At 36.7% G+C, this 12,388-nt stretch carries 15 protein-coding genes; 3 read left to right on the forward strand and 12 right to left on the reverse strand.

The genetic code is table 11. The features are described 5' to 3' along the window. Nucleotides 1-67 precede the first annotated feature (67 nt). From LG377_RS07530 to LG377_RS07555, 6 genes are read right to left on the reverse strand one after another with little or no spacing between them, the layout of a single operon-like run. Entirely contained in the window at nt 68-1,540 is a 1,473-nt protein-coding gene (locus LG377_RS07530; protein ID WP_225744065.1) for a S41 family peptidase, read from the reverse strand. 35 nt (nt 1,541-1,575) lie between these two features. Beyond that, nucleotides 1,576-2,292 carry a purine-nucleoside phosphorylase gene (gene deoD, locus LG377_RS07535; protein WP_225744066.1) on the reverse strand — a complete coding sequence of 239 codons (717 nt, stop codon included), beginning with the start codon at nt 2,290-2,292 and terminating at the stop codon, nt 1,576-1,578. Nucleotides 2,293-2,325: 33 nt separating this feature from the next. Beyond that, nucleotides 2,326-2,550 carry a YozE family protein gene (locus LG377_RS07540; RefSeq protein ID WP_225744067.1) on the reverse strand — a complete coding sequence of 75 codons (225 nt, stop codon included), beginning with the start codon at nt 2,548-2,550 and terminating at the stop codon, nt 2,326-2,328. Then, entirely contained in the window at nt 2,550-3,068 is a 519-nt protein-coding gene (msrA, locus tag LG377_RS07545) for a peptide-methionine (S)-S-oxide reductase MsrA (RefSeq protein ID WP_225744068.1), read from the reverse strand. Before msrA ends, LG377_RS07540 begins: the two co-directional genes overlap by 1 nt. Nucleotides 3,069-3,125: 57 nt before the next feature. Then, on the reverse strand, nt 3,126-3,749 hold the full coding sequence (locus LG377_RS07550) for a YpmS family protein (protein ID WP_225744069.1): 624 nt from the start codon (nt 3,747-3,749) through the stop codon (nt 3,126-3,128). Between the two features lie 19 nt (nt 3,750-3,768). Next, a complete protein-coding gene (locus LG377_RS07555) occupies nt 3,769-4,656 on the reverse strand; it encodes an SGNH/GDSL hydrolase family protein (protein ID WP_225744070.1) in 888 nt (295 codons plus the stop codon). Between the two features lie 201 nt (nt 4,657-4,857). On the opposite strand from LG377_RS07555, the gene LG377_RS07560 reads away from it, so the two are divergent. Beyond that, nucleotides 4,858-5,514 (forward strand): hemolysin III family protein, encoded by a 657-nt coding sequence (locus tag LG377_RS07560; protein ID WP_225744071.1) that lies wholly within the window; start codon nt 4,858-4,860, stop codon nt 5,512-5,514. Between the two features lie 81 nt (nt 5,515-5,595). On the opposite strand, the gene LG377_RS07565 is transcribed toward LG377_RS07560, so the two are convergent. The 4 genes from LG377_RS07565 to LG377_RS07580 all read right to left on the reverse strand — a co-directional run bounded on the left by LG377_RS07565 (nt 5,596) and on the right by LG377_RS07580 (nt 9,459). Then, nucleotides 5,596-6,090 (reverse strand): dihydrofolate reductase, encoded by a 495-nt coding sequence (locus tag LG377_RS07565; RefSeq protein ID WP_225744072.1) that lies wholly within the window; start codon nt 6,088-6,090, stop codon nt 5,596-5,598. Between the two features lie 62 nt (nt 6,091-6,152). Then, on the reverse strand, nt 6,153-6,593 hold the full coding sequence (locus LG377_RS07570) for a GNAT family N-acetyltransferase (protein WP_225744073.1): 441 nt from the start codon (nt 6,591-6,593) through the stop codon (nt 6,153-6,155). A gap of 13 nt (nt 6,594-6,606) precedes the next feature. Beyond that, nucleotides 6,607-7,554, reverse strand: coding sequence for a thymidylate synthase (locus LG377_RS07575; protein ID WP_225744074.1), 948 nt, complete (start codon nt 7,552-7,554; stop codon nt 6,607-6,609). Nucleotides 7,555-7,569: 15 nt separating this feature from the next. Beyond that, complete coding sequence (locus LG377_RS07580) at nt 7,570-9,459, reverse strand: ABC-F family ATP-binding cassette domain-containing protein (RefSeq protein ID WP_225744075.1); 1,890 nt, start codon at nt 9,457-9,459, stop codon at nt 7,570-7,572. A 211-nt stretch (nt 9,460-9,670) separates the two neighbouring features. On the opposite strand from LG377_RS07580, the gene LG377_RS07585 reads away from it, so the two are divergent. After that, on the forward strand, nt 9,671-9,892 hold the full coding sequence (locus tag LG377_RS07585) for a cold-shock protein (protein WP_225744076.1): 222 nt from the start codon (nt 9,671-9,673) through the stop codon (nt 9,890-9,892). Between the two features lie 24 nt (nt 9,893-9,916). Here the strand turns inward: LG377_RS07585 and LG377_RS07590 are convergent, their stop codons facing one another. After that, nucleotides 9,917-10,375: an EbsA family protein gene (locus tag LG377_RS07590; protein ID WP_225744077.1), complete on the reverse strand. Its 459-nt coding sequence runs from the start codon at nt 10,373-10,375 to the stop codon at nt 9,917-9,919. Between the two features lie 42 nt (nt 10,376-10,417). On the opposite strand from LG377_RS07590, the gene LG377_RS07595 reads away from it, so the two are divergent. Further along, complete coding sequence (locus LG377_RS07595; RefSeq protein WP_225744078.1) at nt 10,418-10,819, forward strand: ribonuclease HI family protein; 402 nt, start codon at nt 10,418-10,420, stop codon at nt 10,817-10,819. 137 nt (nt 10,820-10,956) lie between these two features. On the opposite strand, the gene LG377_RS07600 is transcribed toward LG377_RS07595, so the two are convergent. Then, nucleotides 10,957-12,267, reverse strand: a complete 1,311-nt coding sequence (locus tag LG377_RS07600; protein WP_225744079.1) for a CNNM domain-containing protein — start codon at nt 12,265-12,267, stop codon at nt 10,957-10,959. Between the last annotated feature and the right edge of the window lie 121 nt (nt 12,268-12,388).

Genomic DNA, 12,388 nt, shown 5'->3' on the forward strand with positions numbered 1-12,388 from the left:
GTTGATTGTAACCCTTATCTTATTCAGACAAAAAGCGATTTATAAATTCATAAATCGCTTCGAGTCTTTATTCTTCATTTAAGATTTTTACTGCTTCTTCATATTGTGTGTCATTTGATTCGATCAAGGCTCTCAAAGCTTCAACGAGTTTTGTAGCCGTAGATCCAGTAACAATACCATCAACCTCTAATTCATGATCTTCTTGGAAACTTCTGACAGCGGATTGCGTTTCTTCTGTAAACGTGTCCCCAGAGTCTCCTACTGGATATTCAAGTGCTTCAAGAACAGCATTCAAGTTGGCAACCTCTTCAGAGCTATCCTCTATTTGATAAGTTTCTTGACTATTCACAATGAGTAAGTTCTGATATTCAGGCATTGCGACTTCAATATCAGGAGCAATCCCTTTTTCATGAATCCACTCGCCATTAGCTGTCAACCATTTACCTGTCGTATATTTCACTTCGCCTTCGCCATCAACAATCGGTGCAACGTTTTGTATTGTACCTTTACCAAATGTTGTTTGTCCGATCAATTGAATGCCCGCCGATTCACTAAGCGCACCTGCTATAATTTCAGACGCACTTGCACTACCTTCGTTAATAAGCAGCACCGCCTCGCCTTCAAACTTGTACTCTCCAAGATTTTCAGAATCTGCAAGGTAGACAAACGGCTCTTCGCCTCTGCCTTGAGACTGCATCAATGGTTTGCCGTCTTCAACAAAGATATTGGAAATTTGTAAAGCACTATCTAGAAGGCCGCCAGGGTTACTCCGAACGTCAAATACATACTTTTCGGCACCTTGTTCCTTTAGAGTTTCTATAGCATTAACAAGCTCTTCATATGTTGGTCGATTGAAATTCGTAATACGAATATGACCAATCGATGGATTATTGCTGTCCATCTCATAAACGACTGATTCTACAGGAATAGCATCCCTAGTCAAGGTTACGGTAAACTCTTCACCGCTACGTTGAAGTAAAATGGTCACTTCAGAATCTTTAGGTCCTCTGATTAGAGCTACTGCATCTGATAAGGACAATTCTGCTACTGATTCACCGTCAATTTCTACGATCATATCATTCGCCTGCAGTCCTGCTTCTTCTGCTGGTGAGCCAGCTATTGGAGAAACGATTCGAACAAATTCTCCTTCTTTCATAACTTCTGCGCCAATTCCTTCAAATTCCCCATCAGTACTTTCTTGTAAAGAAGTTGATTCACTGACATCTAGGTATTCCGTATAGGGATCCCCGATTGAACCAGCCATACCTTCAAGTGCACCTTCAATCAGCACTTGAGAATCAATTTCTTCGAAATAATTCTCCATCAGCACTGAATAGAGTTCTTCAACTTGTATTAATTCATCTGGTAATTGGTTTTGCATTTCTGGTTGTGTACTAATCGTGCTTTCTGACTGCTCATCTGATCCTCTAACGGCCAGACTAGTTCCTGCAATACCTACGACCAATACTACAACTAACGAAAGAATATAAGTCGTCAAACTGACTTTTTTAGGTTGTTTATTTCCTGGATCTTGTTCCATGAACTTCCTCTTTTCTCGACTAATCCCTTATTAAGCTAAGCTTCATTGGCTTTTAGAGCCGTTTCTAGTGCGATAACCATCATGTCGTCAAATGTTCTTTCTCTTTCTTCTGAAGTCGTCTCTTCACCAGTAATTAAATGGTCACTAATCGTTAAAAGAGCCAGCGCTTTTTTATTGTATTTAGCAGCTAACAGATAAAGACCAGCCGCTTCCATTTCAACAGCAAGTACTCCATAATCTGCTAATTTCATTTTATCGAGTTCTTGATTATAAAAACGGTCTGCACTCAAGACATTTCCGACTTTGATTTTCATTCCTTTTGCAGTCCCGATATCATATGCATCTTTCAACAAACCAAAATCCGCTATTGGAGCAAAGTCTACCTGGTTTTCAAAGGTATTTCGAACAGCACTTGAATCAGTAGTAGCCGCTTGCGCCAATACCACATCTCTAATTTCTACTTCTTTTTTCATTCCGCCAGCTGAACCTACACGCATCAATGTCTGAACGCCATAATCTTGAATCAATTCTTCTACATAGATCATGATTGAAGGAATGCCCATGCCAGTACCTTGCACGGAAATTTTCTGTCCTTTATAAGTTCCCGTATATCCAAAAGCATTTCTAACCGTATTGTATTGAACAACATCTTCTAGAAAAGTTTCTGCGATATACTTTGCTCTTAAAGGATCTCCTGGTAATAGAACCGTTTCTGCTATATCGCCTTGTTTAGCTTCAATATGTGTACTCATCGTTGCATCTCCCTAATCGTTTAATAGTTGAACTTAATTTGAATTTTTATCAATGTAACTTCCCCAAGCTTCATCAAAAACATCCATACTCGGCAGATAATGTCCATTTAGTTCCAGATAAGCGCTGATTTCATCATAGTCTTCCGATTGCTTTGGAAAGCTACCGTCATTTTCTGCATGATTTGCAAAAAGCGTTACAGCATCTTTCTTTCTGGGATCTCTTTCAGTCATAAGATAATGATAAAACGGTCGAATCATTACTTTGCTCCTTTGGAGTTTGCAGCTTCCCATTCAGCCCGTTCAGCTTTTTCTTGCTTATACAAACGTGGATTTTTTTTGTAAAACTCTTGGTGTTCTTCTTCAGCTTCATAAAAAACACCAGCTTCTTCTATTGTAGTAACAATAGGGTCCTGATACTTTCCACTTTCTTGTAGCTTTTCTTTTGAAGTCTCAGCAATTTCTTTTTGAGTGTCTGAATAATAATAAATGACTGGTCTGTAACTATCCCCACGGTCCATAAATTGTCCCATTGCGTCAGTTGGATCCGTCTGATCCCAATATAATGATATAAGTGACTCATACGTTACTTTATCAGGATCAAATTCAATTAACACAGCTTCCGTGTGACCTGTTGTTTGACTTTTAACTTGTTCATAATTTGGATTTTCAACGTGTCCTCCTGTATAACCTGACAACACAGATACAATGCCATCTTGTTCTTCAAATGGCTCTACCATACACCAGAAGCATCCACCTGCAAATAATGCTTTTTCCATCTATCTCAACACCTCTTTATTATATTTTCAGTACGATGACTCATCTGAGCTAGTTTATCATCTTACTGCCTCAACTGGCAAATGGATATTCAACCGAATATCATCCTCTTCTAAATTGATTCGATCAGCAGAGAAACGCGTTCCATTATCTAACTCAAATTCATTAAGATTAACAATGATGAACTGATTTTCACTGTCGATGACAATCCACTCTGGAAAATCGACCTGTCTTGCTAATTGGGACATAGCGAAGCTGATCGGCAAGTTAAGTGATCCAATATTGATTGAATCCCCTCTTAGCTGTAAATTGCCGTTCTCTAAAACATACGGTGTCATATATAGAGAAAACTGTATTGGGAATCCGAAAACCTCGATTTCCCCATTTAACTCAGCAGATTCTTCTAAAGAGAAACTAAAGCCCGCATATTGATCGTCCAGTTCTTTTTCAAGGTACTCATTCGTCAGCCTTGTTACATCAGCCTTCGTTGTACTGACTTCAAAAATCAAATCATCGTCGTTTGTCACAAGTGGTGCTGTATTTTCTTCGCCTACACTCACTGGTTGTAATTGAACAGCTAACCATATAGCAGCACCTATAATTAAGCCGATTAAAATCAAAAAGGCCCATTTCCAGACATTGACTGTTTTCTTATTACTTGAATTATCTGAGCGTTGTTCCACTATATTAATCTTCCTTTCTTTATCTATTCATACTGAGCAAGGAGTCAGTATCTTCAAGTTCTTTTTCAATTGCTTCTCTTAAGGCTGAAGCCATAACCTTGTAACCACTATCGTTCGGATGAAATAAATCGTCTTCGAACAAGTATGGATGATTGGTATCTTGAATGTCTTCTAAGGAATCACCACTATTTGATTCCACTTCTGTTTCAGTGGGCGCATCACTTGGATTAAATAATGAATCAATTTCTACAAATGTTACATTATCAGTATTTTCGGCAATCTCTACAGTCCTCTCATTCCATAAATCAAAGACAGCCTGCAACCCTTCAAATTCCGCAAAGTAGTAATGGTAAGGATTGTACAGCCCGTATATATAAATCGAAGCCTCATCATTATACTGATTCAATAAAGAAAAGATGCTGTTTAAATTTTCTTCATACTCTTGTATGGTGGTTTCAAAATCTTCAACAGATCCATTTAACCCCACTTGTCTGAAGTTCCTGATTAAATCATTCCCCCCAACCGTTAAAGTAATAATGTTAGCTTCTTTTAAATCTGCCTGTGCCTCTTCGTTTTCTTCCAGTAAATTCATTAATTGACTAGAAGTATCTCCTGCGTGACCATAGTTTGCTGTTTGAACGTTTTTGACATTAGGATTGGTTCTTAACATGTCTGCAACTAACGGAACGTAGCCACCTCTTTGTGTACTGTCGCCTACACCTTCTGTTAAAGAATCGCCTACAGCAACTAAGTCCAAGAAAACTCTACTTTGTTGCTGCGCTATTTCCTCATTTTCAGAACTAGATGAATTGGACTTTGGAACAAGAAAATCCAAAACCACATAGCTTAAAAGTGCAAACAAAATGATACTGATCAAGCTAAATCCTACTTTTTTTAATGTTCTCATAAAGAAGTCCTTTCCAGATTAAAAATCTTCTATTTTTGAAATTGAACTAGATAAAAAAATCTAAAAGTCGCTTTCAGTAAGATGAATATGCTATACTAAATTTGTCAAAATGATTTGGTTACTATTTGAAAGTACCCAAAAGATAGTATACCAAATTATCGTATTGACGTACAGAAGTGAAGGTTGTAGAGGAGGTATAATATGCCAGAAAAAACATCAGAAACAGCTTTTTCTAGAGGCTACTTGATATGGAATGAGGTACTTAATGCAATCACCCACGGTTTAGGTGTGATTTTGAGCATAACCGGGTTGATTTTTCTAGTCAGAAAAGGACTTGAAATGGGTGGTGTAGTTGAAGTTACTTCTTACATTGTCTACGGAACAACACTCATTTTGTTGTACTTGTGTTCAACGTTGTACCACAGTTTAACGTTCACGAAAGCAAAACAGTTTTTCCGTGTTCTAGATCACTGTAGTATTTTCCTATTGATAGCAGGTACGTACACTCCATATACGCTTATTACAATTTCAGGACGTCTAGGTATTCTGTTAACTGTAATGATCTGGTCTATCGCCTTATTAGGCGTGATTTATAAAACCGTATGGTTCAAAAAATTCCAAGGACTGTCTGTATGGTTGTACATCATTATGGGATGGATTTCCTTATTCTTCTTGAATTATCTATACCAGGGACTTGGGACAACTGGTTTCATCTGGTTAGTCGCAGGAGGATTGTCTTTTACTGTAGGCGCGATATTCTACAGAATGAAGTACGTTAAATTCATGCATGTAGTATGGCATTTATTTGTATTAGCAGGTACAGTCTGTATGTTCTTCTCAATTTATCTATACACTTAAAAGTTTCAGATAAAAATTAAAGACTGACGATTAAAACAATGATGTTTTAATCGTCAGTCTTTTTTGTTTACGTTAAAAGGCTTAAGCTTGTTTGCGTTCGAAAATCTGGAAAGTATGGGCATGAATATTTTTTTCATCTACACTACCTTCTACTGTTTCAACTAGATCGAACAAATCATAGTCTATTGAAGGCATATAAACATCCCCTTCGAACGTTTCATGTATCAAGGTACGGTACAATCTATCTACATCATCTACAAACAGATTAAAGATATCTGCTCCACCAATAATGTGTAGTGGTTTATCCATCGTTTTAGCGAGCTCAAGCACTTCGTCTTTAGTATTAAGAACAATAATATCCTTTTTTTCGAATTCAGTGTTTCGAGTTAACACGACGTTGATCCGATTCTTTAAAGGTGGATTCGGAATAGATTCCAAGGTTTTTCGACCCATTAAGACGTTTCCCGTTAAAGTAACTTCTTTGAAAAATTTCATATCGTTAGGAAGAGACCATGGAAGGCCACCTTCTTTACCAATGACGCCATTTTCGTCTTCCGCCCATACAAATGTTAACATTAAAACATTCTCCTTATTAGTTGTCTATAACAACCAAACTAATTGCTATAGACAACTATCTTTTATTCAGCCGATTTTGCTAAGAAAACCAAGCGCTCAACTTCATTGAATCCAACTTTTTTGTAAAAGTACTCTGCATCTATTCCTCGATCTGTGAGCAGTGCAACATCTTTAATATTTTCTTCCTTCAAGAGGTTCATCAAGACTGTCATCAGTTTTTTACCGATGCCTTTTCCCTGAATTTCTAGTCCTATAAACATTTCTTGAATAAAGAATTCTTTTCCGCTATACCACTGTTTAGTGTTCCCAAGAAGTGCTCCTTGACAGGCCCCGTTTTGAAAGTATCCTACCCCTTTAAAACCAGGAGTATTGAAAATATCTTGGACATAATTAGTAGCTTTTTCAAGTGACCAGTTATCGTTCCAGGGAGCCTGGTTGAATACCTCTACAAAAAGCATGGTACATTGAGTCAGATCTTTTTCAGTTAGTACTTTATAGTCCATTTTGCCACCTCTTTTACACTGCTATAGGTGCTTTAATACCTTTATGGGGGTTGTAGCCCGTAACGTTAATATCTTCAATTTCAAAGTCAAAGATACTTGTTTTTTCTGGATTTAATTCTAAAGTAGGAAATGGCATCGGCTCTCTAGATAGTTGTTTATTAATCTGATCCATGTGGTTCAAGTATAGATGCGCATCTCCAAGAGTATGCACAAAATCTCCTACTTCAAGACCCGTTTCTCTAGCAATTAAGTGCGTTAATAAAGCATAGCTTGCAATGTTAAACGGAACACCTAAGAAAACATCTCCACTTCTTTGGTATAATTGACAACTTAGCTTACCATCTTGAACATAAAACTGGAATAACGTATGGCAAGGTGGTAGTGCCATATTTGGTACTTCTTCTGGATTCCATGCAGAAACGATATGTCTTCTTGAATCTGGATTGTTTTTAATAGAGTCAATGACGTTTTGAATCTGGTCAATGGTTCCACCAGCTGTGGTTGGCCAAGTTCTCCACTGTGCTCCGTATACATTACCAAGTGTCCCATGCTTTTCAGAAAAAGCTTCATCATCTAATATTTTTTGATTAAAGGCTTTTTTTTCTTCTTGATAGGTTTTGTTAAAGACTTCATCTTTTTGGGAGCGCAAGCCAAAATCGGTCATGTCCGGTCCTGTATAATCTTCTGATTGAACGTAACGTTCAAATGCCCACTCATCCCAGATATGGTTGTTGTGTTCAAGAAGGTACTTGATGTTCGTATCTCCTTTAAGAAACCATAACAGTTCACTTTTGATCAACTTAAAAAAGACTCTTTTAGTTGTTAACAAGGGAAAGCCTTTTTGTAAATCAAAACGCATCTGGTGTCCAAACACAGATTTTGTACCGGTACCTGTTCGGTCATCTCTAATACTTCCTTCATCTAGTATTCTTTGGGCTAGATCCAGATATTCTTGTTCCATAAAATTTTCTCCTCTTTAAATAAATTCGGTTAAATATTCCCATCGTTCCATTTTAACTTCCAATTTTTGCTCAAGGTTTTCTTGACGGCGTGTGAGCTCACCTATGACACCGTAGTCGCTACCTGCTTGATTCATTTCAGATTGAATCTCTTCTAGTTCTTCTTCAAGTTTCGCAATTTCATCTTCTATTGTATCCCATTCTTTTTTCTCCATATAAGATAACTTTGTTTTTTCTTTCTTATCAGACGATTTCTGAACAGGTGGGTTATTTTGATTTTTAATCTTTGTAGAAGCCGTATTCGTTTCTTGATTCTTTTCTTCTAAAAATTCTGTCATTTTACCATAATACTCGCTGATTGATCCATTACCATTAAATACAAGTAATTTAGTAGCCATCTTATCTAAGAAATAGCGATCATGCGATACGGCTATAACCGCACCACTAAAGGTTTGAATATATTCTTCCAGAACAGTTAGCGTCTGGATATCTAGATCATTCGTTGGCTCATCCAGCAGTAATACGTTCGGTTGTTGCATCAATAACTTCAACAAATATAGTCGTCTTTTTTCCCCACCAGATAGTCTACCGATCATAGTCCCATGACTTGAACGATCAAATAAGAATCGTTCCAGTAACTGAGTCACACTCACACTTGTCCCATCTGCTAAACGAACTTCTTCCGCAACTTCTTGTAAATAAGAAATCACTCTTTTATTTTCGTCCATAGATTCGTTCGTCTGGGTGTAATACGCAATCTTAACCGTTTCTCCTACTTCAAAAATCCCACTATCGAGTGGAATTTGATTGGCAAGGATATTCAAGAACGTCGTTTTCCCCGATCCATTTTCTCCTGTTATCCCGATTCTATCGGTTTGTTGAATCAAGAGATTGAACTCATCCAAAATGACTAGATCATCACGTTTGAAACTAGCATTTTCAAGCTCAAGAACTTTTTTACCCAATCGGCTACCTGACAAATTCAAATCAAGTGAACCATTAGAATCTGTATTGGAAACCTCTTTTTTCAAATCAGTAAAGCGGTCAATTCTAGCTTGTTGTTTTGTACCACGGGCTTTAACCCCCGCACGCATCCATGCTAGTTCTTGCTTGTAAAGTTGCTTTTGTTTATGCGTCTTATCCGCTTGAGTTTCTTCTCGCTCAGCTTTTAACCGAACATATTCCTGATAATTTCCGACATATCTTTCCAATCGACCATGAGTTAACTCAACCATATGATTGACGACATGATCAAGGAAATATCGATCATGCGTTACAAGTAGCAGTGCTCCTTTGTAAGACATCAAAAAGTTTTCCAACCATTGGATCATCTCGAAGTCCAAGTGGTTGGTGGGCTCATCCAAGATCAACAAGTCTGGTTCTTGGATCAGTACCTGTGCCAGTGCAACTCTTTTTTGTTGACCACCTGATAGTTGACCTACGATTGACTGCATGTCCGTAATGCCTAAACGAGTTAGGATAGATTTAGCGCTAGCACTAGCGTTCCATGCATCCGCGCTATTCATCTTCTGTTCTGCAGAAGCAAAGTGATTTTGTGCACGTTCATCAGTCGGATCATTCGTCAACTGCTGCAAAGCAGATTCATAATCTCTAACAGCTGACATGATCGCATTCGTTCCATCAAAAACTGTATCTAAAACTGTTTTCGTTTCGTCTAAAGTATTCTTCTGTTCCAGATATCCAATAGTATAGTCATTGGGTTTTGAGATTTCTCCCTTATCTGGAGATAGTTGTCTTGTAAGAATGTTTAGGAGACTTGTTTTTCCAGTCCCATTTACTCCAATTAAACCAATTCTTTGTCCGTCTGTTATTGAAAAATCGATTGAATCGAATAATGTTTTCATCCCATACGAATGAGTCAAATTTTCTATTTTCAATTCTTTCATCTAGACCCACCCCTCATATTATCGTACTACTATTCTATCATATCATACGGAACATATAATGAAATAATTTGAGTTCTCTATAAAACCTAACTTGATTTTTTTAAAACATATAGCTCTTCAGTCTGTGATTGCTTATAAACACAAATTTGTATATACTGTTTATAAGCGTATTAGGCTTATTGAACCCATTAATTTTCATAGGAGGATTATCATGACTTCAGGTAAAGTAAAATGGTTTAGTAATCAAAAAGGATATGGTTTCATAGAATACAACGATCATGATGATGTATTTGTTCATTTTACTGGAATTGAAAAAGAGGGTTTCAAGACTCTTCAAGAAGGTCAGTTAGTTGAATTTTCAATCGTTGAAGGTAATCGTGGTCCTCAAGCAACACAAGTACGCGAAATTGAAACCTCTACAGAATCTTTATAATTAAAAAAAGGATTAGACAATTGTCTAGTCCTTTTTACTATATTCTATCATATCAGTTCCTAAACTAATTTTCTGCTGCTGCGCCCATAAGGCTAATTGCTCTTGAGCTGCTTTAGGCATATAAATGATATAAGGCGCTTGGTTAGTTCTTTTTAATTTAACGATTGTTCTGGAATCTGTTAAAATAATCTGATCAATTTCTATTATTTCAATTGAATCCTTTTTTAGTCCAGCAAAATAGCGAAAATTTATTGACTCTTCACTAATTGTTAGATAAGTCTCTTTCTTCAAATACACCAAGACAATCGTAAGAATCGCAAAAACCGCTGTACCCCAGTTTGGTCTAGTAACCGTTGTTGTAATGATGATGGCTAAACAAAAAGAAATGAATATAGCTGAGATATACATGGACTGGAACGCTGGTTCTAAAATGAGAGTATATTTGTTTGAGACCTGTTTTGTTGATTTTTGTTTTATTTTCATAATCATTGAACTCCTATTTTTTAATAATTGAAAGGGTGGCTTATGTTAAAAGTTTATTCTGACGCTGCAGTCAATGGCAATCCTGGTTCAGCCGGTATCGGCATTGTTATAACTGGAGCAGGTATGTACACGCAACTTGCTTTACCATTAGAAGGTCAATGGGATAACCATACTGCAGAATTTGAAGCTATGAGGCTAGCAATCAGCTGGCTCGTAGAAAATGACCAGACTCATTCTATTACTCAATTTTTTACCGATAGTCAGGTCGTCGCTCGCTCTATAGAAAAAAAGTATGTGAAAAGCGAGACTTTCAAGCCTTATTTAAACGAATGTTTGGCCTTGCTTGAATCCATTTCCTATTATGAAATCAATTGGATTCCAGAAAAGCAAAACAAAGGTGCCGATAATCTTGCAAAGCAAGGTTTGCAGAAAGCAATTCGTTAGTATCCCATATATTGCTCTTATATCATAACAGGTTTCACTTTTATTTGCTTGAAAATAGTTTAAAATCGAATAAATCGCTATCTTAAAGTTAAAATAGAACAAGAAGTGATCTATGACAGTTGATCACTTCTTGTTCTTTATTTTGAGAGAACGATGATCGCATTCTTTAACCGATCATTTTCTATATGAATATTTTTCATAATAAACCCTTGTTCTGTGAATAACTGTGTGCTTTGCTTTTCAATAAATTCTTTATTTGAAAGATAAAAGTCATTTAAGTTCTTATATTGATCCACTGGAATCTTCAGTAGGAGCTTTCGATTCAATTCTTCGATACTCGTGTTTCCACTTACAAGCCATGAATGTTGATTAAGTGGCTTGATATTAAGAGTTTCATTGGACATCAGGATATCATCACTGAATTCTCCCACAATTTGTTCAAGTAAATCGTTCATCGTTATAATCCCACTTGTGCCACCATATTCATCAATCACAACAGCAAAGCGATCTTTAGTCTGCTTCATATTTCTGAAAAGTACGTCTGCTCGAACCGTTTCTAGTACATAGTTCACAGGACGAATCACTTCATTTCTTAGATAACTTATTCTCTTGTCATCCACTCTGAAGTAGTCTTTTGTGTACAAAATACCCACGATATTGTCGGTAGATTCACTACATACTGGATAAACCGAATGTCTCCCAGCTCTAATCGTACTTTCCCAGTCCTCTTCCGTATCGTCCATCCATAAAAAGACAACAGAAGTTCTGTGCGTCATGATTGCTTCTATTTGAGTATCATCGAATTCAAAAATATTTTGAATCATATGTTCTTCATCTGGTTGTATTTGTCCTTTTTGAGCACCTATGTCTAGCATCAAACGAATTTCTTCTTCAGTATCTTCACTTTCATCATCCTCTGAACTGATACCAAAAATCCTCAGAATTCCTTTTGTAGAAAGAGAAAACAGTCGAACAACGGGTGTGAAAATTTTTGAGATAAGGGTTACTAATCCAGAAAGAAAAAGTGCTACTTTTTCTGGACTTCTCAATGCTAACTGTTTAGGAACCAACTCACCTAATACGACTGTAAAGAAAGTTAATAGCAATGTGATGACAATTAATGATGTAAGGTTCAATATAGCAATTGGAATTTCTACTCCAATTCTTGAAAGTAGGTTGACTAATCGACTCGAAAAGTTTTCAGTAGCCACCGCACTACTCAGTAGATTGACTAATGTAATCCCAATTTGAATCGTTGCTAGAAAGTCTGAAGAATTTTCTGTTAACTTTTTCAGTCTTTTCGCACGAACATCTCCACTTTGTGAAAGTCTTTCTAATTTATTATCGTTTATTGTAATGACAGCAATTTCTGCACTAGCAAAAATCGCATTTAGAAATATAAAGACAAACTGTAAAACAAAAAGCCATAGCAAAGAAATATCGGACAACTGATTTACCTCCAAGTGTATTTGATTTGATTGTGTGGGGCTTCATTGCACTGGAATACTTTATAAACGTAAAACACAATATTGAATAAATCGACTTCCATCCTCATTAGAATAATATTTC

The sequence above is a fragment of the Marinilactibacillus sp. Marseille-P9653 genome (assembly GCF_916618885.1).
Taxonomy (GTDB): domain Bacteria; phylum Bacillota; class Bacilli; order Lactobacillales; family Carnobacteriaceae_A; genus Marinilactibacillus.